The sequence below is a fragment of the Microbulbifer echini genome (assembly GCF_041447225.1).
Classification (GTDB): domain Bacteria; phylum Pseudomonadota; class Gammaproteobacteria; order Pseudomonadales; family Cellvibrionaceae; genus Microbulbifer; species Microbulbifer echini.
The window spans coordinates 278,910-299,859 of sequence record NZ_JBGMEL010000001.1; the positions used below are offsets into that span (position 1 = coordinate 278,910).

The 20,950-nt window shown below is 51.1% G+C and carries 21 protein-coding genes; 13 read left to right on the forward strand and 8 right to left on the reverse strand.

Going from position 1 to position 20,950, the window contains the following annotated elements:
- Position 1: 1 nt before the first annotated feature.
- From ACCI51_RS01165 to ACCI51_RS01180, 4 genes are read right to left on the reverse strand one after another with little or no spacing between them, the layout of a single operon-like run.
- On the reverse strand, positions 2–1,099 hold the full coding sequence (locus ACCI51_RS01165) for a 5-(carboxyamino)imidazole ribonucleotide synthase (RefSeq protein WP_299579616.1): 1,098 nt from the start codon (positions 1,097–1,099) through the stop codon (positions 2–4).
- Positions 1,100–1,104: 5 nt separating this feature from the next.
- On the reverse strand, positions 1,105–1,596 hold the full coding sequence (purE, locus tag ACCI51_RS01170) for a 5-(carboxyamino)imidazole ribonucleotide mutase (RefSeq protein ID WP_299579618.1): 492 nt from the start codon (positions 1,594–1,596) through the stop codon (positions 1,105–1,107).
- Positions 1,597–1,602: 6 nt separating this feature from the next.
- Positions 1,603–2,532, reverse strand: a complete 930-nt coding sequence (locus ACCI51_RS01175; protein ID WP_299579620.1) for a sodium-dependent bicarbonate transport family permease — start codon at positions 2,530–2,532, stop codon at positions 1,603–1,605.
- Between the two features lie 2 nt (positions 2,533–2,534).
- Entirely contained in the window at positions 2,535–2,738 is a 204-nt protein-coding gene (locus ACCI51_RS01180) for a hypothetical protein (RefSeq protein WP_299579622.1), read from the reverse strand.
- 126 nt (positions 2,739–2,864) lie between these two features.
- Here ACCI51_RS01180 and ACCI51_RS01185 point away from each other — a divergent pair, with 126 nt between their 5' ends.
- The 3 genes from ACCI51_RS01185 (at position 2,865) to ACCI51_RS01195 (ending at position 7,244) form a co-directional block, all read left to right on the forward strand.
- The gene (locus ACCI51_RS01185; protein ID WP_299579624.1) at positions 2,865–3,818 is read left to right on the forward strand and encodes a LysR family transcriptional regulator; all 954 of its coding nucleotides are present in this window, start codon (positions 2,865–2,867) and stop codon (positions 3,816–3,818) included.
- Positions 3,819–4,071: 253 nt separating this feature from the next.
- Positions 4,072–4,836, forward strand: a complete 765-nt coding sequence (locus tag ACCI51_RS01190; RefSeq protein WP_299579626.1) for an OmpW/AlkL family protein — start codon at positions 4,072–4,074, stop codon at positions 4,834–4,836.
- Between the two features lie 41 nt (positions 4,837–4,877).
- Positions 4,878–7,244: an autotransporter family protein gene (locus tag ACCI51_RS01195; RefSeq protein ID WP_371842300.1), complete on the forward strand. Its 2,367-nt coding sequence runs from the start codon at positions 4,878–4,880 to the stop codon at positions 7,242–7,244.
- 88 nt (positions 7,245–7,332) lie between these two features.
- Here ACCI51_RS01195 and ACCI51_RS01200 read toward each other — a convergent pair whose 3' ends face one another.
- The 3 genes from ACCI51_RS01200 to ACCI51_RS01210 all read right to left on the reverse strand — a co-directional run bounded on the left by ACCI51_RS01200 (position 7,333) and on the right by ACCI51_RS01210 (position 9,808).
- The gene (locus ACCI51_RS01200) at positions 7,333–7,593 is read right to left on the reverse strand and encodes a hypothetical protein (RefSeq protein ID WP_299579630.1); all 261 of its coding nucleotides are present in this window, start codon (positions 7,591–7,593) and stop codon (positions 7,333–7,335) included.
- Positions 7,594–7,851: 258 nt separating this feature from the next.
- A complete protein-coding gene (locus ACCI51_RS01205; protein WP_299579632.1) occupies positions 7,852–8,763 on the reverse strand; it encodes a hypothetical protein in 912 nt (303 codons plus the stop codon).
- Between the two features lie 277 nt (positions 8,764–9,040).
- Positions 9,041–9,808, reverse strand: a complete 768-nt coding sequence (locus ACCI51_RS01210; RefSeq protein ID WP_371842301.1) for a class II aldolase/adducin family protein — start codon at positions 9,806–9,808, stop codon at positions 9,041–9,043.
- Between the two features lie 81 nt (positions 9,809–9,889).
- Here ACCI51_RS01210 and ACCI51_RS01215 point away from each other — a divergent pair, with 81 nt between their 5' ends.
- Positions 9,890–10,579 carry a Crp/Fnr family transcriptional regulator gene (locus tag ACCI51_RS01215; RefSeq protein ID WP_371842303.1) on the forward strand — a complete coding sequence of 230 codons (690 nt, stop codon included), beginning with the start codon at positions 9,890–9,892 and terminating at the stop codon, positions 10,577–10,579.
- Positions 10,580–10,586: 7 nt separating this feature from the next.
- Here the strand turns inward: ACCI51_RS01215 and ACCI51_RS01220 are convergent, their stop codons facing one another.
- A complete protein-coding gene (locus ACCI51_RS01220) occupies positions 10,587–11,489 on the reverse strand; it encodes a bile acid:sodium symporter family protein (RefSeq protein ID WP_299579641.1) in 903 nt (300 codons plus the stop codon).
- 225 nt (positions 11,490–11,714) lie between these two features.
- Here ACCI51_RS01220 and ACCI51_RS01225 point away from each other — a divergent pair, with 225 nt between their 5' ends.
- The 9 genes from ACCI51_RS01225 (at position 11,715) to ACCI51_RS01265 (ending at position 20,942) form a co-directional block, all read left to right on the forward strand.
- Positions 11,715–12,647 carry a DUF1853 family protein gene (locus ACCI51_RS01225; RefSeq protein ID WP_371842305.1) on the forward strand — a complete coding sequence of 311 codons (933 nt, stop codon included), beginning with the start codon at positions 11,715–11,717 and terminating at the stop codon, positions 12,645–12,647.
- Between the two features lie 177 nt (positions 12,648–12,824).
- Complete coding sequence (locus ACCI51_RS01230; protein ID WP_299579647.1) at positions 12,825–13,382, forward strand: GbsR/MarR family transcriptional regulator; 558 nt, start codon at positions 12,825–12,827, stop codon at positions 13,380–13,382.
- A gap of 200 nt (positions 13,383–13,582) precedes the next feature.
- Positions 13,583–14,977 (forward strand): cytochrome ubiquinol oxidase subunit I, encoded by a 1,395-nt coding sequence (locus ACCI51_RS01235; protein ID WP_371842306.1) that lies wholly within the window; start codon positions 13,583–13,585, stop codon positions 14,975–14,977.
- Entirely contained in the window at positions 14,970–15,989 is a 1,020-nt protein-coding gene (locus ACCI51_RS01240) for a cytochrome d ubiquinol oxidase subunit II (protein ID WP_299579653.1), read from the forward strand. Before ACCI51_RS01235 ends, ACCI51_RS01240 begins: the two co-directional genes overlap by 8 nt.
- Positions 15,990–16,194: 205 nt before the next feature.
- Positions 16,195–16,887, forward strand: a complete 693-nt coding sequence (locus ACCI51_RS01245) for a TetR/AcrR family transcriptional regulator (protein ID WP_299579655.1) — start codon at positions 16,195–16,197, stop codon at positions 16,885–16,887.
- 734 nt (positions 16,888–17,621) lie between these two features.
- On the forward strand, positions 17,622–17,873 hold the full coding sequence (locus ACCI51_RS01250) for a YdcH family protein (protein ID WP_299579658.1): 252 nt from the start codon (positions 17,622–17,624) through the stop codon (positions 17,871–17,873).
- A gap of 85 nt (positions 17,874–17,958) precedes the next feature.
- Complete coding sequence (locus ACCI51_RS01255; protein WP_299579661.1) at positions 17,959–18,561, forward strand: glutathione S-transferase family protein; 603 nt, start codon at positions 17,959–17,961, stop codon at positions 18,559–18,561.
- 153 nt (positions 18,562–18,714) lie between these two features.
- Positions 18,715–20,304, forward strand: a complete 1,590-nt coding sequence (locus ACCI51_RS01260; RefSeq protein ID WP_371842307.1) for an ethylbenzene dehydrogenase-related protein — start codon at positions 18,715–18,717, stop codon at positions 20,302–20,304.
- Positions 20,301–20,942 carry an Lcl C-terminal domain-containing protein gene (locus ACCI51_RS01265; protein ID WP_299579667.1) on the forward strand — a complete coding sequence of 214 codons (642 nt, stop codon included), beginning with the start codon at positions 20,301–20,303 and terminating at the stop codon, positions 20,940–20,942. The genes ACCI51_RS01260 and ACCI51_RS01265 overlap by 4 nt, the downstream gene beginning before the upstream one ends.
- The last annotated feature ends 8 nt before the right edge of the window (positions 20,943–20,950 follow it).

Below are 20,950 nucleotides of genomic sequence, written 5' to 3' on the forward strand. Positions count from 1 at the left end.
ACTACTGGTAGAGATCGGCAATAATCGCCTCGCTGCGCTTTGCCAGCTGTATGTCGCAGTTATCCAACAACAGCACATGACCCATCTTGCGACCACGGCGCAGACTTTTGCCGTAGAGCCAAACGCCATCATTATTCCCGGAGGGCGGGCGGTCAATGCCGAGCATATTGACCATCGCAGCTGGCCGCGGGCAGTCCGTCTCTCCCAATGGCATATCTAATATCGCCCGCAAATGGTTGGCAAACTGGCTAGTGGATGCGCCCGCCAGAGTCCAGTGGCCGCTGTTGTGTACCCTTGGGGCAATTTCATTAACCACGAGACCGTCGTCGGTCACAAAACATTCCAACGAAAGTACGCCCACATAGTCCCAATCGTCCATCAGCTTTTGCAGATAGGCTCGAGCCCTGGCCAATAACTGCGCGTTCGAAAAGGGCGCTTTTGAGAGTAAAAGTGTGCCCTGGCGGTGCAGGTTCTCCGTCAGCGGGTAAGTCTTCACTTCTCCGGAAACCGAGCGGGCACCAATCAGGGATACCTCACAGGAAAATGCGACCGAGGCCTCCACTACACAGGGCAGATTTTGCGCCTCTTCAACGGCTTCGCGTAACTGTGCAGCGTCCTTCACCCGCCACTGATTCTTGCCGTCGTAGCCATTTTCACAGCTTTTAATAAATGCCGGATAGCCGACGGTATCCAGCGCGCGCTGTAAGGCTTCGCGTCCCTGAGCCGGCATAAACGTGGCAACTGGCAAACCACTTTCGCTGAGCGCACATTTTTCCCGCAGGCGGTGCTGGGCTTTCTCAAACACATGGGGGTCGGGGTAAACCGGGCAAAAGCGCTGTAAATCTCTCAGTAGCTGCACATCCACCTGCTCGCGCTCGGCGGTAATCACCTCCGGGCAGCCCAGAGCACGATAGAGCTGCTCGCCACTATCGCCTCCCTCCAACCTCACCAGGGTACCGAGGCCCTCAACGCAGCCGGCATCCTCATCCCGCTCGGCGAGGAAGCTGAATGTTATGCCGAGGGACTCCCCCTCTTGGGCCATCATCTGTGCCAATTGCCCACAGCCGACAATCGCGATATGTCTGGTGCCTTTGTTCACGGCCCTTACTCCACTGAGAGGGGGACCTGATCACTTTGGCGCTCACGCCAGGCGATCAGTCGCTGTTGCAACTCGCTATCCGCCAGAGACAGCATCTGCGCCGCCATCAAGCCCGCGTTAAAAGCACCGGAGGCACCCACCGCCTGGGTCGCCACAGCCACGCCTTTGGGCATCTGCACGATGGAAAGCAAACTGTCCATTCCAGTCATAAAGCGACTCTCCACCGGCACCGCTATCACCGGCAGCGGACTCATGGCCGCAATCATACCGGGCAGGTGCGCGGAGCCACCGGCGCCGGCGATAATCACCTGGGTACCCTTTTTATGGGCCTCATTGGCGAATTCCACCAGGCGCTGGGGGGTTCTGTGGGCCGAGACAACCGCCGTGGCGAAAGGCACTTCCAGTTCGCTCAGAGGCTTGGTGGCGTTTGCCATGGTGGCCCAGTCCGAGCGCGATCCCATAACAATGGTGACTTTTTCAAATGGCAGTGATTTCACTTGCTGTTAACTCCAGTGTTGAACAAGCGCCAGGTAGACGGGGATCGCTACCAGGACATTGAAAGGAAAAGTAATCGCCAGGGACAGAGTGATGGATACACTGGCGTTGGCCTTTGGCAGTGCTACGGACATGGCCGCCGGCACTGCAATATAAGAGGCACTGCTGCCGAGCACCGCCAGCAGGAAGATACCGCCCGCGGAGAGACCCAGCAGTATCCCCAGAGCGCCCCCGGCGGCGCCCCCGAGCAGAGGCATGAAAATGCCAAAACTCAGTAGGAAAACGCCCTGCCCGCGCACATCGGCAAGGCGCGCCGCTGCAACCCGGCCCATTTCGAGCAGGAACAGGGCCAGTACTCCGTGGAAAAGTTGGCCGAAGAAAGGCATCACCGCGGTGGTGCGCTCTCCCGCCCAGGCACCAATCGCAATACCGCCTATCAGGAGAAGCACACCCTGATTACAGGTCAGCTCGTGAAGCAGTCGCCCCTTATTCGTGCCCTGCACCGATTTCCGCGCGAGGAGAATGCCCACGACAATGGCGGGGACTTCCAGCAGAGCCACAAACAGAGGGAAATAAGCTTCATAATCGATGCCTTTCGCCTCCAGGAGCGCCACCGCTACCGCATAGGTAGCCACACTGACTGAGCCGTAATGGGCAGCGGTGGCCGCCGCATCCAGGCGGGTCCACTGGCCAATCCAATACAGGAGCGGGAAGGCGACCAGCGGGAGAAGCGCACCAAAGGCCAAGACCGCCAGGGATTGGGGGACCAGGGTGGAGGCAGAATACGCACTGAGTGCCGCGCCACCTTTCAACCCGATGGCCAGTAACAAGAAAATCACACAGCTTTGGTAGAGGCCCGCCGGCAAACGCAGATCACTGCGTACCAGCTGCGCCAGTGCCCCCAGGATGAAAAAACCGACTACAACATCCAGCTGCATAATCAGCGCTTCCGACGCCGGGACAGCGGCAGACGGATTCTCTGGGGTACCCGTTTCATTAGCAAGTAACCCATATTGGCCAGCAAGACCAACATCCCCACCGCCATAAGGGCAACCGCATCAATACCCACAAGCGCCAGTATCCAGCCAATGGACATAACCATCAGCCCAACTAACGCACCAAAATACAGTTGTGACTTATGCATGCAACGCCCCCCTCCCACTTAATTTGAAGTGGGCGCATTATGGATAATGGTATTGATAGATAAAAATAGATAATTATTATGTTATCCATAAACTTTTATCTATATTGAGTAGAATACAGGTGCTTCATGCCTACCAGTAGAGCCCACGCCCGTATCGGAACCGCCAGACAGTTAGAGATTTTGCTCACCGTTTTTGAGCAACGCAGTATCAGTGCCGCCGCTAAAACCCTGCACCTTACCCAGCCCAGTGTTTCCATGCAGCTGGCCAAACTCTCCGCCGCCGTGGGCCTGCCTCTCTACTATGCGGTGGGAAAGCAGCTGGAATTTACCGAGGCTGGTCTGACTCTGGTGGATAGTGCCCGCGAGATTCTCAAAAGCTACGAGTATCTGGAGTTAAAGCTGGCCAAACTGCGCGGGCTGGAGACTGGCCGCCTGCAACTGGCAGTGGTCACCACCGCCAAGTACTTTATCCCGCACCTGATCGGCGAGTTTTACGAGCAGCACCCACAGCTGGATATTCTCTTCCGTGTGGGTAACCGCCAGCAGATCATTGACTATACCGGCGAGGATGAAGACGATTTTTACGTTTTTAGTCACCCTCCAAAGAATCCCGACCTTGAGTTGGTGGAATTCCTGCCCAATCGCCTCCTGGCCATTGCCCCGGAAAAACACCCGCTTGCGGGCAGAGGAAAAATATCTCTACAGGAATTTGCCAGCTGCCCATTCCTGCGCCGGGAAGAGGGCTCTGGCACTCGACACGCCATCGAGCGCTTTCTGCAAAAGCAAAAGATCGATCTCAATATCCGCATGACCATTGAGAGCAATGAGGCGATTAAGCATGCGGTTATGTCGGGCCTAGGCGTCTCCATTCTCTCCGAACACACGCTCGCCTTCGGCGGGCACTCCGGCCTTGCCATCCTCGAGGTAGAGGCACTCCCCATCATTACCCACTGGTACCTAGCCAGGCGAAAATCCCGCCCACTGTCACCTGCAGCCTTAGAATTCTTGGAATACGCGCGCAATTTGGAAACTGTTCCGGAGGAGAGCGGCCTTACTTGGCCACTACCGCCAAATTCATAACGAATCACAAAAAAATCAACAAAGCTTTATTAACAGATCCCCCTATTTACGGATGTCGACGTAAAAGTTACCGAGGCATCCAATGGCCACAGACAAAAACTCCCGCTTTAATTCTCGTCAAATTTACGGCGTTCTCGCTGAATCCTGCTACTTTTTGGTTACCTGCCGGTGAGCCCAAAAACTCCGGGGGCAAGGTAGTTGGTAATAATAAATGACGCCCAGTCGTCATCGATTTTCACGGAAGGGAATGGTGATGAAAATCCAGGGAAAAATTTGCAGAGTTTTCGTATTTCTTTTAGCGACAAGCGCAACCTATACGGAAGCCCAAGAGGATTGGCGTAACATCGACTGGGGCGAATTTATGGTGCGTATTGGTCTCAGTTATGTCGCGCCCAATGACGCGGGAACATCGCTCAAATACCGAGTGCTGCAACAGTGGGATTTATACAACACCACCTGGGAATTAGACACCGCACAAACCTGGCAGATCTCTGGAGTTTGGCGCCCCTCCGATCGCTGGGGTTTCGAGCTGATGCATATCAATAGCGCTTCTTATGGTGTCTCTCTGGATAATTTTACCGGCAACACCGGCAGCAGCCAGATCAAACTGGGTGACTTTAAAGCATCGACCACCCTGGCCTTTGCCAACTGGTATTTTCTGGACCCCAGCTATATAGCCCGCCCCTACCTCGGCGCCGGAATTAATTATACAGATTTTCACACCGTTTCTATTAGCCGCCAATTTAACGAATACCTGATCGATTCCGATATGTCAGTCGCACCAGGCTCCTTCAATATGGGGCATTCTTGGGACTGGGCTCTTCAAGGCGGTGTTGATTTCAACTTGGATTTTCGTCAGTTTCAGTATCCATTACTAATTAATCTGGCCGCCCTTTACTACTTATCGGATACCGACCCCACAGTAAATTTCCCCACCGAATTGGGTTCTGACCGACTGTATGCTCACTTTGATTACGACCCCTGGATTCTCAATCTTGGGGTTGGTACAAAATTTTGAGGATCATTATTTCGTATACCTAATCAATGGCCGGAGCCACTGTGGAAAACACCAGCCTTGCCCGAAATTTTCTAACCACCGGTAGAAAAAGCGCCTTCGTAGGTCTATCGACTGTGGTTATCACTCTGATATTTTTTTCCGCAAAACCCGTGGCGGAGTGTTCACCAGGCAATGTGGGTACCGACGGCCCCGACCAAATCATCTGTAACGAGGATAGCGATGCAGAGAGCGCTGATGTAGACGGATTGGGTGGCAATGACACCCTGGAACTGGATGGCGGCACCATTAATAATGCCTATGGTGGCATCGGTGACGACCAAATCTATATCCGTGGAGCGATTGTCAACGACTCGGTCTATGGCGGGGATGGAAAAGATCTAATCGTACTGGATGAGCGCAGCAGCGATATTGGCGACTACCTCAACGGTGGTGGCATTCACGGTGGTGTCGGTGACGATGAGATTCAGATATTGGATGGGCTCAGTTTCCATGTATGGGGTGGAGAAGGTAATGACCAGATCACCTTGGATGGGGGCTTCATTTTTAACTACTTGGATGCGGGTGAGGGCGACGATTATATCCACTGGGATGAGGGTATCGCGAATGAAATACGTGGCGGCCCCGGTTCAGATATGCTGGTCATAGACTCCTACTCCTTCGACGGCGATGCCATTTTAAATGGTGGCGACGACCTCAGTGCGGAAGATGGTGATATTGATACCTTGATATTCAAGCTCGATTATCGTGTGGATGGCAATCAGCTAAACAACTGGGAGCGCGTAGTCATATGGGGAAGTTCGAAATTGATCCTGACTGGCAGCCTTAATGTTGGCGGTGGCCTGGATTTCGATAATAATCCTCTTGGTCTACATATTAAGTGGGGCGGTCAAGCATTTATCGATCCCAAGGAATACACCATAACCGGCAACGTCGCTAACGATGGCACCATCGATCTGGTCAATAAAGAATTAAATACGCTCATTATTCAAAAAGATAGTGACAATAATTACGGCCATTATATTGGTGGAAATGGACGGCTATGGATGGATGTAATACTCGATAACGAAAATGCAGGCAGCGATCAACTGAAAATCAAAGGGGATGCCAGCGGCTCAACCTTTATAACAATATACAACCTGGAAGGTACGGGCGCGCGTACCCAGGACAATGGCATAAAGCTGGTGTCTGTCGAGGGAAAATCCACAGACAATGCCTTTATTTTAAGTGGTGACTACGTTACCAGGGATCAGCAACCAGCGACCATTGGTGGAGCCTATGCCTATACCTTGCACCAAAACGATGTATCCGGTCAAAGTGATGGAGATTGGTATCTACGCTCTACCGTGAGTAATTCGAGCCGCTTTCCAAATGGCGGCATGGTACGTTGGCAGCCAGCTGCGGTCATGTATGAAACCCTCCCACAAGTGCTGCGTTCACTCAATATTCCCTCGCCATTGCGCAGCCGGGTGGGCAACCGCTATTGGGTTGGCAGCAGTTACCTAGACCTCTATAACGAGGATTATGCCAACTCACTAGAAACCACCATTGATACTAGAGGCTTGTGGATACGTAATGGCGCACGTTATGTGAGCACTACCCCTAAACAATCCACCACCTGGGCAAGCTGGGATCAAACTCTCTATCAGATCCAGGTCGGCGCCGACCTGCCCCTCAATCTATCCGTTTACGGAAGCGCACCTGTTGCCAGCCTGGCGTTGCACTATGGTGACTCAAGAAATACCGTAGACTCTTTTTTTGGTGACGGCACGATTGATGCCAAAACCTATGGCGTCAGCAGCTATTTAACCTGGTATAGCTATCAGGGACTTTACCTGGATGCGCAGTTTAAGCTGAGCTGGTTTGACTTTGAATTTGATGCTGACGATCTGCGCACCCTGAAAAACAGTAGCGAAGGCTATGGTTACGGCTTCGCCCTCGAGGGGGGGTGGAATTTCAAACTATATAATTACTACTCTATAACCCCCCAAGCTCAGCTGATTTATACCTCTGAAGAAGCTGAGGATTTTGAGGATACTTATGATGTGCTGGTAGGGGACATCAACAATAATGGACTCTTACTACGCCTAGGAGCCACTTTTGAAAAACGTAAAAGTCAGCGAAAGTCGAGCAGAAACATGTACGGCTCCCTCCCCCTTGAACGCTTTGGATACTATGTTACTTCGGGACTGACTTTTAATCTCGACCAAGAAACCGATCTAGTGGTCTCCGGAACCAGATTAATACAAAAACCAGATGCCTGGTACGCCGACCTGCGTATGGGGATCAGCTATGAGGAGTGCGGTGACCACTGCTCTATCTACTCAGAGTTATTCTATAGCAGTAGTCTCGAGAATCCTGGGAACAGTTTCGCAGGGGGGCTGGAACTTGGTTTTCGCTATAAATGGTAGCCTATCTGCATATCATTATTTGACGAACACACTTACCCAACAGTCCATGAATCAGTCCCCCAACTAAACCCTCTACAAACCAGTACCATTAAGGACTCACTTGACTTATTTGTATAATACGGCTATTGCGCAATGTCGCAAAAACATAACTCGCACCGTCACAGCCCACAAGATACCACTTCTCTTTAGAGAATTTTTTGCCGTTCTTAGCAACCCTTTCCTCAATTATTTTTGAATATATCCTTTCAACATTAGAGCATATCTTCCACCCACCGGGGAGCTCATCTTTCAACATATCAACCGCAGAGGATATCATCTCCTCATCAAAGTTCGATCGACCAAGTAGCATTTTATCCTCCGCATAAGAAAAGCATGGCAACAAGAAAAATATAGAAAAGCAATAAAACCTCAAACCTAAACCTCTTAACCCACAGCCATTTATGGAAAGTATTGCTGGCACGCTAAAAATTGAAAAAATACAAACGTTTCGCTAACCTAAAAAAACTATTCCATACAGATTCGCCGCCAACATATACTGAGCATCCATGCTTTATTCAGAAGAGGTTTGCATCCTTTAAGGCCCACTAGGTCGGCACTAAGAATCTCACTAAAGCAACTCTAACAATTTATACTCAGAAAAAACCCGGCGAATTTTATAGTCATTACCATACTTACTTTTGAGATTCTCTCTCTTTAGACTTTGGGCTCTTGCACTCGGAATTGTGAGAAACCGATCTCGCCAATGCCGCGAATCTGGCACACGAGCTGCCCGGGTACCCTGGCGAACACTCATCGCCTTGAGCCAAATATCATCGGCCTTGGGGCAAAGCGCTAAAAATTTTTCACTATCAAATGCATCTTTATGCAGTGAACCGGGATGATAAAGTACACCGCCAACCCCTGTGGGAAAAACTCTGTGGCAAGGTTGCGTGTTTGATTTTCCGCACCAATTCTCTCTTCCGCTACGCCATTTCTGGTAGGGAAGAATTTCTCCTTTCTTATCGACCTCTATACGGTGGGCACGATGACAATAAATATTGGATGGGTCACGCAGGTAAGCCTGATAAAGAATATCAATCATATCCAGCGGATAGAGCACATCATCGTCAACCGTAATTATCAGGCTATCGGGAAACTGATCGAAAGCATATACATATTTTTTATAAGGGCCAAAATCTTCCTCTACAAAACAAATTTTCAAACCTCGACTCTGCTGTTTTTTTAACAGCTCGGGAATATCCCCATCCGGAAAATCCTGCAAAGATAACCACAAAACAACCACGTCAGCTTTTAATGATTGCTGAAATAAGCTCTCTATACACAAATAAATATCGTGAATACGCTGATCAAAAGAGGTTAAGGAGACGATGATTTTATGCCTCTTCGTATTGCCAACACCTGGTTCGTTACTCATCAATGCTTGCTGCCCAAGAAGATGAGAGCGCACCAGAGCTTCTAGCTTCATGTTATTACCTAGATCATGACGCTTTAATTGTTTTTTTATAAGGTAATTCAACATAATCCAATATCCCGACTCTCTCAATCATTTGTCAATACACAACCACCCCAAATGCACACCTAGCTGCCTATTTGAGCAACCAGTTAAAAGGGATATTTTTAATAATTGTGACGGTTACATAATCTTTTCGCTATAACAGAGTCCTCATTTGTAGAAGAAAGTCTAGAAACTAAGACTCAGGGCGTATTAACCATCCCAAAATAGGGAGTAAAAGTCTATTACTCCCGAACCAAGTTAAAAAAATTTAATAATTTTTGAAAAGCTTTACAAGAATGTACTATTGACGATAACTGGAATCGGATCGATCCAGTTTTCTTAACAACCCAGGCCAGACCAGAAGCCCCCCCTGATTGCCAGTCACCATATCTCCCTCACTAACGATTTTATCCACAATACCTTGAGGAACAGGCGTGAGGGGTGGATTTCCGGCGAGAGCACTAACCTGTATCTCACAAGCGCGCTGCAGAATAAACATGGCCAGGAAGGTATCGGCAACGGTGGGAGCACAAGTTAGCAGTCCATGATTGCGCAAAATCATATAATTCGCCGGGCCGAGGTCTGACACCAGTCGCGCCTTTTCATCCTCGCGTACGGCAATGCCTTCATAGTCGTGGTAGGCGATGCTCGAAAGGGGGAACAGGGATTGTTGGGAAATCGGCAGCAAGCCCTCTGCATGGGCCGAGACAGCAACTCCAGCGGTGGTATGCGTATGCATCACACAGTGGGCATCCTCGCGGGCCTCATGGATAGCGCTGTGGATGGTAAATCCCGCCGGGTTCACCATCCCTGAATCCTCATCCACTTTTTCCCCATCCCGATTGATTTTCACCAGGCTTGAAGCGGTGATTTCCTCAAAAAATAGACCAAACGGATTGATCAGAAAGTGTGCCTCGGGCCCGGGGATACGTACGGAGAGATGTGTGAAAATGGTATCGTCCCAGCCGTAATGGGCTATCAAGCGGTAAGCCGCTGCTAAATCGACACGCAACTGCCACTCCTCCTCGCTCACGCGGCCCTTCAGCGAAGGCATAGTATCCAGCTCCATAGTGTTCTCCTTAGTATGTATGGAGATCAGATTCTGGATCAGCCCCACCGTAAACACTGTCAAATTGTTTACACTTGGCAAATGAATATTACCGCCAGTGTTCTCGATACTTGTCCACTACTCACCGGTCTCCCTCAGAAAGCTCGGGGCCACCTCGCTAAAAAGGCGCTATACCAGCGTTTTGCCAGCGGTGACATTCTCTACCCTCCCGGATCACATTTGGAGCGCCTTTCTATTATCGCCGAGGGGCAGGTGCGAATTTGTTCCAGCAATGGTGCCGGGCGCGAAGCGACCCTGGCCATTTTAGATGCTGGCGCCTGGTTTGGTGATACCGTGTTTTGCCCAGGTAACCCACGGGTATTTGGGGCCAGCGCGCATAGCGCTTGTGTCGTTGTCGACATACCAGGCGATCTGCTGAGGGAGCAAATGGCACAACATCCTGAAGCCTATCCAGTGGCACTGGAACAGATCAGTCGCAGACTCTGGACGGTGATGTCGATTATTCAGGACGATGTACTGCGGGGCACAGAAGCGCGGATTGCTCGGCGCCTCTTCTTTATGGCACAGATGCACAACAGCGGGAAACAGAGCAGCCCGGCGAGTTTTCGCCTCACCAGGGAGCTACTCGCCAATACTATGGGCATGACCCGACAAGGAGTTCATCGGGTGCTGAAAAATATTGAGGCAAAAGGGCTCATCGAATCCTCCTACGGGCGTATCTGCGTTCCAGATGTCGAGCGCCTTAAGGCCTATATCGAGCTATTGGATTGAGTGCCTCTCAACCGGTCTCACCAATGTTTGCAGCCTCACCCTCGTCCGCTTCACGCACTTTTTTGCGGCCGTAATAAGCCAGCAACATCCCCGAAGGAAACATGAGAACTCCATATACCGCGGAGGGCACGGACATTTCACTGGAATGTAGAAGCGTGAGTGTCACCATAAGACCGATAGTGCCATTTTTGATCCCCAGCTCTGTGGCAACGGCCAGGCTATCGCGCCGAGAGAGACCACATATATGGCTAATAGTTAGCCCGGCCAACACCCCCAACAGATTCAGTAAGATCGACGAGGGGCCGGCCAGGAACATAAGCTCCCCTATCCGATCTCTCATTCCCCATACCAGACCCACCACCAAAATGAGCAATACCAAGGCACCAAAAATACTCACAATGCCCTCAGCACGACTAGCCAGGCGAGGACTCCAGGCGCGTACCAACATGCCAATCACCACCGGCAATAGAACGATGACCGATAACATAGCCACTGTTCGGGCAAAGGGCAGGACAATTTCCTGCTCAGCACCAAAGTATTGCCGCAGAGCGAAGTTAGTAAAGAAAGGCAGGGTCAGAATTGTAATCAAACTGGCCGAAACCGTAAGCACTATGGATAGCGCTACATTGCCGCGAGCGAGTAATGTAAACAGATTAGAGGTGGTCCCGCCTGGACAGGCCGCAATAATAATTAACCCCACCGCAATCGGTGCGGGTAAACTAAGAGCCCAACACAGAACAAAGGCCACAAGGGGCATAAATACTATTTGGGTGAAAGTGCCCACCAGTAAGCCAGCGGGTTTTACCGTGACTTGGTGAAAATCCCTGGCATTCAGGGTCATTCCAATTCCCACCATAATAATAAACAGCGCGATCGGTAAACCGATCGAGATCATAGGTCCTGATTCCACACTCGTTTCCTCTCTTTTTATTATTGTCTGGTATGAACCCACCCACATTTCAACGCCGGCTGAGCTTTAACAAAAGCCTATACTCCGTGCTGAAAGAGGTACTGGGGTTACCTGTTTTTGAATTGTTATTATTCTTACGAAAGTCAACACTAGCACAGTCAACCGCCAGTTGCCGGGCCTGATAGAATCATCGAGCCTCCATAAAGAAAACCAGCGAGGGTTTCGATGGCAGATAAACTTTCCAGCCCAACTGTGGATAACTGGGCTAACCTGCTCTGGTCCTTGAACAGCACCGATATCCCCGCCACCGCACTAACGACAGGTAATCTTATCCACCTGCCCTGGTTACCTGAGGCGCGGCATAGGGCGTTACACGCTTATTTTTCTGGTGCAGAAGTAAAGCAACGGCTGGCGGGTGAGCTTGACGGGTATCTGCTGGAAATAGACCAACACAAACCCACTGGACGCCTCGGTGTCTACTTCGAGCGTCTCTGGTCTTTTGCCTTCCAACACCACCCCGACTACCAGCTGCTATATCAAAACTTACCCCTGCGCAGTGCCGGCAGAACCCTCGGTGAACTGGATTTTGTTGTACACCACCGGCCCAGTAACCGCTGCGAGCACTGGGAAATAGCGGTAAAGTTCTATCTCGGCTTACCCGGCCCCTTTTGGGTCGGGCCAGGCGTCAGGGACCGTTTGGATATTAAACTGAAGCGCATGGCGGAACACCAGTTACCCCTTGTCCAGCGCCAGTCGGTGCAACCTCTCTTAACCGCGTTGGGAATCCGCATTGAGCAACAATGGGCACTGATGCCAGGCCGGCTCTTTGAGCCCCTGAAAACCCTTAACATGGATAGCCAGCCCCTTCTGCACAGTCACTGGTGGGCCGACCTAGCAACGCTCCGAAACGTTTTAGAACAGGAAAGTGACACGCCGCTCCTGCGTTGGCAACAACTTCCCAAGCGCACATGGCTCGCTCCGGTACCACCAAGCGGGAGCAGAGGGATCGCTTTTGAGTCACTCTATAAAACTCTGGAAAAAGCTGACGTGGACCAACCGCTGTGTTTTGCCGTACAGGGCCTGGACGGCGAAACCAGTCGCGGCTTTATCGTTCCCACCCACTGGGCTCAGCGCGCATTGGCGAGCCTTCCCTCCTGACAAGAGTCCACCTGCTACCCGTATCACTCGGCGCACTGCTCTGCCCTTGCCCTCTGGTCACGCCCTATGCGTAGCCGCCACAAACGGAAAGAGCCGTACAATTTTTTTCCAAATATTTATTGACTTAGATCAATTAACATTTACAATTTTCAGAAATTTCTGAAAGTTAAGAATCTAATGAAACTTTCCAGTCAAGCTCAGGCCTTTGTGTTGCATTTTGGGGAGATGGGCAGCCGGTGGGGGTTTAATCGCACCGTCGGCCAGATGTTTGCCCTGCTGACCATCCACCCGGTCCCGCTAAATGCCGAGCAGCTCGCGCAGGCCCTAAAAATTAGCCGCGGTAATGTCAGTATGGGCCTCAAGGAGCTACAAGCCTGGCGCCTTGTTGAGCTGCAGCATCAACCGGGAGACCGCAAAGACTACTTCACCGCTGCAGGCTCTATTTGGGAGCTTGCCCGCACCGTATTCGAGGAGCGACGTAAACGCGAGTTGGACCCAACCCTGAGTCTCTTGCGCCAGCTATTGCTCAATGAGCCCCAGGATGAGCAGGATGCCCAGGCTCAGGAAAAAATTCAGGAGGTCTACAGCCTGCTGGAATTACTGGAGGAATTCGCCAACACCCTGAGCAAGCTGGAGCACGATGATCTCCTCAAGTTAATGAAGCTCGGATCCGGCATCATCAAGCTGCTGGAGCTGAAAAATAAAATGAGTGGAGGCAAGACCGCTCCCGATTAAAAGCGTGCCTGAAACACGCCTCGAGTGAAAAAGATTAACGGTATAGGGATATACCGCCGCCGGCCTCGCGTCGGTACACGCTCAAAAAATACCGGCGGGTCCATACTCCTGCAATGGTGTTTTACGGGCACCCCCAGACGGCTCGGGAAGAGTCGCTTGGTTATCTGGTTATAAAATTACTCCGGCCAGCAGAGGCTCCCATGCTAGACACTCTGATCCTCTCCAGAATACAGTTTGCCGCTAATATTAGTTTTCATATTCTCTTTCCCACTATCACCATCGCCCTCGCCTGGATCATCGTTTTTTTTAAACTGCGCTATGACCAGACCAATAATCCTGTTTGGATGCGCGCCTACCGGTTTTGGGTAAAAGTTTTTGCACTCACTTTCGCCCTAGGGGTTGTCAGTGGCATCACCATGTCCTTCCAGTTTGGAACTAACTGGCCGGGCTATATGGCTCGGGTTGGAAATATTGCCGGGCCGTTACTGGGTTACGAAGTACTCACCGCCTTTTTTCTCGAAGCCACTTTCCTAGGCATTATGCTGTTTGGCATTAAACGCGTGCCCAGTAAGGTCCACACTTTCTCGGCCTTTGTCGTTGCCGTTGGTACCACCCTTTCAGCCTTCTGGATCATCGCCCTCAATTCCTGGATGCAAACTCCCTCCGGGTTTGAGATGCGCGATGGAGTCGCCTTTCCAGAGAGCTGGCTGGCCATTATTTTTAATGCGTCCTTTCCCTATCGCCTGATCCATATGCTGCTGGCCTCAGGTCTCACCGCTGCGTTCTTTGTCGCGGGGATTTCCGCCTACCGAATACTCAAGGGTGACACCAAGCGTGCACCGCGACTAGCACTTAAAACCGGATTGGTCCTGGCGGCAGTATTTATCCCTATCCAGATATTTGTCGGCGACCTGCACGGTCTCAACACCTTCAAATATCAGCCGCAAAAAGTAGCCGCAATGGAAGGGCTGTGGGAAACCGAAAAAGGGGCTCCACTCCTACTGTTCGCGATCCCCGATGGCGAGAAAAAAACCAATCACTTTGAAATCGCTATTCCCAAAATGGCCAGCTTGATCCTCACCCATGATCTAAATGGCGAGGTGAAGGGTATCGAGGCATTCCCCAATGATCATCCCCCGGTGGCGCCGGTATTTTTCGCCTTTCGTATTATGATCGGGATGGGCCTATTAATGCTGACGGTGGCTTGGGGCGGATGCTACCTCCTGTGGCGACGCAAGGAGTTGCCACGCTGGGCGTTAAAAACTCTGGTCGCAATGACCTTTGCCGGATGGGTAGCCACCTTGGCCGGCTGGTATGTGACGGAAATTGGCCGCCAGCCCTGGTTGGTTACCGGAGTGCTAAAAACCGCAGACGCTGTGACGAAGATTCCCCCTTCGCATGTGGGCTTCTCTCTCACCCTCTACCTGACCGTCTATGTCATCCTGCTATTCGCCTATATCCACACCCTAAAGGTCATGGCATTGAAGTCAGTCAAAGTAGAGGAGTTTGAAACCGAGGAACCTCGCGCCGGGGGCAATTTGACCAACCTGCCAAAATCCACCCAAGAGTCATCCAAGGGGGACTCCCATGAATGAGGCCGCATCTTCCGCAGCCTACTGGCTACCCATTGTTTTTATTGGCCTCATGGGCCTCGCGGTTCTGGTGTATGCCATCCTGGATGGCTACGACTTAGGGGTCGGTATTCTCCTTCCCCTGAGCGAGGAGGATGAAGCTGAGCGGGATACCATGATCGCCTCAATCGGTCCGTTTTGGGATGCCAATGAAACCTGGCTGGTACTCGCCATTGGCCTACTGCTTATCGCCTTCCCTATTGCCCACAACCTGGTGCTGATGCACCTCTATATTCCGGCAGCCATCATGCTGGTGGGATTGATTCTGAGAGGTGTGGCTTTTGACTTTCGCGCCAAGGCAGCCGTGGGACACAAGCTCGCCTGGGACCGGACCTTTAAGGGCGGCTCACTAACCACCAGCTTGGCCCAGGGTTATATGCTCGGGCAATATGTGATGGGGTTTACGCCGGGCTGGCAGGCTCAGCTCTTCTCTGCAGTAAGTGCCCTGGGTGTCACCGCGGCCTATAGTTATATGGGCTCGGCCTGGCTGGTTTTGAAAACCGAATCGCAACTGCAGGAGCGCGCGGTGCGCTGGGCCCGCCGAGCGGGTCGTGCAACGCTGCTCGGGGTGCTCGCTGTCTCGGCAATTAATCCGCTGGTGAACCCAACAGTCTTTGACCGCTGGTTTAGCTACCCACTGGTAATGTTCGTACTACTCATACCCACCCTGTGTTTCCTGGCATTTATCTTTAACGACATACTACTGGCCAGGCTGCCCAAGACCGGTGATCGACATTGCGCGGTGCCCTTCGCGATGGTGGTGACGATCTTCTTGATGTGCTTTACCGGCCTGGCATTCAGCTTCTTTCCCGACATAGTGCCGGGACAACTGAATATCTGGCAGGCCGCCAGTGCGACCGCTTCACTGAAATTCATCCTGGTGGGCGCCCTGATCGTAGTGCCGATTATTCTTATCTATACGGCTTTTTCCTACCGGGTGTTTCGCGGCAAAGCTACCGAACTTCACTACCATTAGGAAAATAAAATCCAACTGTGTGGGATAGTAACACTTAGCCAAAATCAATCCCCTAATGCGGAACTATCCCACAATTCGAACAAAATCCCCTTGCTCCCCGAAATTGGTACGATAATAATCATCAATTCCAGAAGACAATTTTTTACAAGGAAGTAAAGCGCACTTCTGGCGCTTGCCAACTGCGCTTGTCTAAGGGGAGGTGAATTTGAACCAAATCGATCGACGGGCTATTAGCCGGCGCGACACTGCTAGTCCGCGCAAACCACAACGTAAAAACGGCCGCGAGAAGTATGAAAAGCTTCTTGATGCGCTGGAAACACTCATTTCGGAGCAGGATTCTACCGATATCAGCCTCGCCAACCTGAGTCAGGTGGCCGGGGTGCCTGCTGCATCCGTTTACCACTTTTTCCCAAGTGTAGATGCCAGTCTGACCGCTTTGGCGGAGCGCCACTACAAGTCGTTTGGCGATGTCGTACTGGGGCACTCAGACTTCTCACCGGCAGAGAGCTGGCAGGATATGCTGTATCACCTGTGTGATTTAGTGCGCAGCTATTACGAAGATAATATATCTGCCTTAAAGGTGCATTATGGCCCACAATCCAGCTGGGCACTGCGCCAACTACAGATGGAAAATAACTGGCGCCTGGCAGATACCCTGATCAAGAACCTGTCTCGCGAGTTTGAGCTGCCTCCATCACAGGACTGGCGCGATCGCTTTATGTGCGCCATCAATATCAATGATTCATTCTGCTCCCAGGCGTATTCTCGCTTCGGCAGAATCACCGAAGAAGCTGCCGCTGAGGGCAAGCGGGCAGCCGCCGCTTACCTGAAACTGTACCTTGGAGAGCTTTTACAGCGACGTCAGTTGCGCTTTGCACCGCTGGAGGCCTCTGCCTAAAAGCCCAATAATTACTGGTTAAATTTTGGGTATAACCCACCTATAAGAGGCCCGGCAGAAAGAAATGCCGGGCTTTTTTGGTTACGCTTCTAACCTGGGGGGCAATTAACAAAATAAAATCTTCTTTTAATAGAAAGATAATGGCTTTGCTGATACCAAAAGTCGTCGATTTTTAACCAGGGATCTATTTCAGCTCGGCAAGCAGAAGAAATCTTTGCACCGCTCAACCACTCCTAGAAACATTCTTAAGAAGAACCCGGACATACCGGTATTTTCTGATGTGAAATGCCCCCTCGCAACCTAAAAGCTTTTGCTGTTAACCTCCTCCCTACGCAAGTGGCTTCACTTCGCTACAATTCCTTATCGCAGTAGCAATAGCCTCTATGTCAGCCTCCATGTCCCGATCTGAGCAGATTGTTTAGCGAGTAATGGAATTATTTAATTATTTTCTAGATTATTTTCTTATAAAGAAGCTGCACCCCCCGCCCCCAATTCAGAACATACGCTTTGAAGGCCTAATAATTTTCCCACCCAATAAACCATTTAAAACCGCAACAGAGTGTGGACCAGCCGCAAATAAACAGATAAGTCGCCTGACTTACTGAAAATTTCTTAACTGCACCTATGGGCTATCGCCAGGGAAAACAAATTACTCTCGAAAGCACAATGTGTGACCAGGCAGCCACCAACTAAACTTAAAGCATTGTTGTGAATGAATTGAGGGGAGATTTTCTATGTCCATCGCCGCGCATGAACTGGAGCTGGATTTTCCCGAGCACACCGACACCATCAAACGCTTAATCAAAGACGATATGGAATTCAAACTAGAAAATGATCAGTACCGCAAGCTGGACAAGCAGATTCGCGGACTTCAGGACAGTGGCATTGGCACTGATGACGAACATTATTCAAGCCTGAAAAAACAACGTGCCTACCTCAAGCAACACCTCTATAACCGCATTACCGACGGTACTACTCATCACTGATATTTGCGCAAAGAGTTGGCTGGATTTTGCCGGCGCCACCTCAATCCTCTAACCGTGTAAGACACTGAGTTAACCAAGTGGCCGTATGCAACTCTACCTGACCTACTCCTCTCCTTTTGCCCGCACGGCAAGAATCGTGGTGGAGGAACATAAATTACACTCCTGTATTAAGGAGTACTTTTCTCACCCGTTCCACGATCTGGAGGAATTGCTTTCCAGTAACCCCCTGGGTAAGGTTCCTTGCCTAACTCTCGATAATGGCAATGCCATTATGGATAGCGAAGTGATTTGTGCCTACCTGGACAAGCAACTGGGAGACGGCCACCTCAGCGCCGCCATCCAGAGCGACTGGGAGCTGAGAACCCTCTACAGTATTTCTTCGGGTCTGATGGAAGCCCTGGTACAAAGGCAAATGGAGAAGATTCGCGGGCGAGAAGACCTCCAATCGGACTTTTGGTGGCAGCGCTACAACCGGGCGATTAGCCGTACCCTGAACTATCTAGAAACCAGGGTATCCCTACTACCCGATCAATTCAGCCTGTTACATATCACCTTGGGTTCTGCGCTGTCCTACCTAGATTTTCGCCACGAAGATTTCGATTGGCGAGACGCGAGGCCGCAGCTAAACGCACTGGCGAGGACCCTCGAAGCCCGCGAGAGCTTCATTGCAACCCCCCTGCACGAATAGATACTTGATGTATTTTTAATCTTACAAGGCCTTCTAACCCGCCAGCCTATTTCTTTGGCATTCAATAAGTTCCAGCCACTTCTCATCGACATAAATACTTCTCTAAACTGTCATTTCTTCCCGCTAGCCTGAGCGCTTTTTTGGGGCCGAACCATGCCTGACCATTCAAAAAGCTCACTGTGGATACTTCTACACAGCACACTGGTAATAGGCGTGATTTGCAGTCTTTTCAGCGGGCTGCGTATCGCCACACTGAACAGGCCCACTGTTGCCTCTATTGAGGAGCTACTACCTCAGGGAGAAGTGCACAGTGTGCACTTCATCGGCGCAATCCTACTTTCCCTGATCGCCGTTGCGTATTTATGCTCGAGAGTCCTGCGTCACCATCAATCTAAGCAACACAATAGTTACCACAGCAAGAGAGTGACTTATCACAAAGTGGTTACCTGGGCAGGAATCGGTCTGATCGGGAGCGCACTGGTGAGTGGCTGGCTACTCTTCAGCGGAACTGGTGCGCTGCCGTTAGTTCGCACAGTTCACTTTTACACCGCCCTTGGGCTTGCTATTTATCTATTTCTGCATGCTGGCGTTTATCTGGCTCAGTCAGGGGTGAAAGCGCTGCAATACATCCTACGGCCCGTTGCCGCAAGACAAACTTGGTCCATTGTATTTTGCAGTCTTTTAATGACTTCTTTACTCGGTGGTTGGCTTTTCTTGAGAAAAGTCTCACTTCATCCGCTGCCCGTAGTCGCAATGTCCCCAGACACGGTGATCGATATTGATGGGTACGCCAATGAAGCCCAATGGGGAAAAGCAGAAATACTGCAAATTAGCACTGATGGCGGCGCCAATTTTTACCAGGGCAGTACCGATGTGCGTATCAAAGCCCTGCAAAATGGTCAGGAAATTTACTTCCATATTACCTGGCAAGATCCTTCGGAAAGCCTGGCCCACCTACCCCTGAAAAAAACCAATAGCGGTTGGAAAATTCAACAACAGGGCTTTGACTCTTTTGATGAGCGCCAATACTACGAGGATAAATTTGCCATTTTACTCTCGAACCATTGCGACTTTGCCGGCGCCGGCACCGCTCATCTGGGACGCTCGCCGCTGCCGGACAAGCCGGCCAACTGGCACGGCAAGGGCTATCACTACAGTCCTACAGGGCAACTGCATGACCTGTGGCACTGGAAGGCGGTGCGCACCAATAAAATGGTTCTGGCGGATGATAACTATATCGGTGCGGCGGATAAAGTTCGCGCGGGCCAGCGCCGCTATACCGCCGGTTATCAGCAGGATGGTAAGGAGTCTGGCGCCTACCGGATGAATTGGAAATGGTATTCCTCCGAAGCCATCACCCCCAAACGCCTCCCCCGTGATGTGAACCGATTGGCGCCCTATCAGCAAACCAGCCAAAATCAAACGCTGGACTGGACCATTTCCTGGTTTGATTACCAACCCTATTCGAAAGAGAGCGATCAGGTCCCTACGGGCACTCTAATGCCCTCGGTACTTTATACCTCCAACCGCTTCGAGGGCGATCGCGCAGATGTTCGCGCAAAAGGCATTTGGAAAGATGGCCATTGGTCCCTCGAATTAGTGCGTAAGCTGAATACCCAATCCCCTCAGGATATCGCCATCAAAGATGGCATCTGCATGTGGGTCTCCGCCTTTGATCGCGCGCAAGTTGCCCACACCCGGCATACCAGACCTATCCAATTGCACCTGGGTAAAACGCTATGATGACGCGCTTTTTTTTGCTTTTTTTTCTACCCGCAATCCTACTCGGCGCCGCCATTATCCACACGCCCCAAGCGCCTCAACCGCCGCAATATCACCTGTTTAAAGTGAATAGCAAGGGGAAAGCGATCAATGCCTGGGATGGCCCTTGGGCTTGTGTGTGTGACAGCCGCAGCGGTTTGTTGTGGGAAGTGAAAACAGACAATGAGGATACACACGATGGGCGCTGGACCTATTCGCGCTTTCTGCAAAACCAGGGCGTTCCCAATAACGGGGATTGTTACTTTGAAGCCGATCGCTGTGATACCGAGGATTTAATACACCACACCAATCGGGAAAAGCTCTGCGGCACAAATCACTGGCGCCTACCCACGTCTACCGAATTGCGTTCGCTGGTGACCACAGAAGTAAAACCCGGAAGCCCGAGTATCGAAACCGGGTACTTCCCTAAAACCCAGCGCGGTGATTATTGGAGCAGCGATGGGAATCTTCCATTAAAAGGTGTGTACCGCTACTTGAAGGTTGGCGGTGCCGCAATAAATTTTATAAATGGGCAGACCATCACAATTCCCTATCGCAATGCCGCCTTTACACGCTTGGTAACCAATCGTTCAAGCGTCTGTCACATCACGCATCAATAATTCCCGCG

Coding starts and splice junctions, on each gene's coding strand:
- ACCI51_RS01215 (WP_371842303.1), top strand. CDS start 9,890: ATGAATATTACCGCCAGTGTTCTCGATACTTGTCCACTACTCACCGGT.
- ACCI51_RS01185 (WP_299579624.1), top strand. CDS start 2,865: ATGCCTACCAGTAGAGCCCACGCCCGTATCGGAACCGCCAGACAGTTA.
- ACCI51_RS01230 (WP_299579647.1), top strand. CDS start 12,825: ATGAAACTTTCCAGTCAAGCTCAGGCCTTTGTGTTGCATTTTGGGGAG.
- ACCI51_RS01225 (WP_371842305.1), top strand. CDS start 11,715: ATGGCAGATAAACTTTCCAGCCCAACTGTGGATAACTGGGCTAACCTG.
- ACCI51_RS01250 (WP_299579658.1), top strand. CDS start 17,622: ATGTCCATCGCCGCGCATGAACTGGAGCTGGATTTTCCCGAGCACACC.
- ACCI51_RS01200 (WP_299579630.1), bottom strand. CDS start 7,593: ATGCTACTTGGTCGATCGAACTTTGATGAGGAGATGATATCCTCTGCG.
- ACCI51_RS01205 (WP_299579632.1), bottom strand. CDS start 8,763: ATGTTGAATTACCTTATAAAAAAACAATTAAAGCGTCATGATCTAGGT.
- ACCI51_RS01175 (WP_299579620.1), bottom strand. CDS start 2,532: ATGCAGCTGGATGTTGTAGTCGGTTTTTTCATCCTGGGGGCACTGGCG.
- ACCI51_RS01235 (WP_371842306.1), top strand. CDS start 13,583: ATGCTAGACACTCTGATCCTCTCCAGAATACAGTTTGCCGCTAATATT.
- ACCI51_RS01265 (WP_299579667.1), top strand. CDS start 20,301: ATGATGACGCGCTTTTTTTTGCTTTTTTTTCTACCCGCAATCCTACTC.
- ACCI51_RS01260 (WP_371842307.1), top strand. CDS start 18,715: ATGCCTGACCATTCAAAAAGCTCACTGTGGATACTTCTACACAGCACA.
- ACCI51_RS01255 (WP_299579661.1), top strand. CDS start 17,959: ATGCAACTCTACCTGACCTACTCCTCTCCTTTTGCCCGCACGGCAAGA.
- ACCI51_RS01240 (WP_299579653.1), top strand. CDS start 14,970: ATGAATGAGGCCGCATCTTCCGCAGCCTACTGGCTACCCATTGTTTTT.
- ACCI51_RS01190 (WP_299579626.1), top strand. CDS start 4,072: ATGAAAATCCAGGGAAAAATTTGCAGAGTTTTCGTATTTCTTTTAGCG.
- ACCI51_RS01210 (WP_371842301.1), bottom strand. CDS start 9,808: ATGGAGCTGGATACTATGCCTTCGCTGAAGGGCCGCGTGAGCGAGGAG.
- ACCI51_RS01180 (WP_299579622.1), bottom strand. CDS start 2,738: ATGCATAAGTCACAACTGTATTTTGGTGCGTTAGTTGGGCTGATGGTT.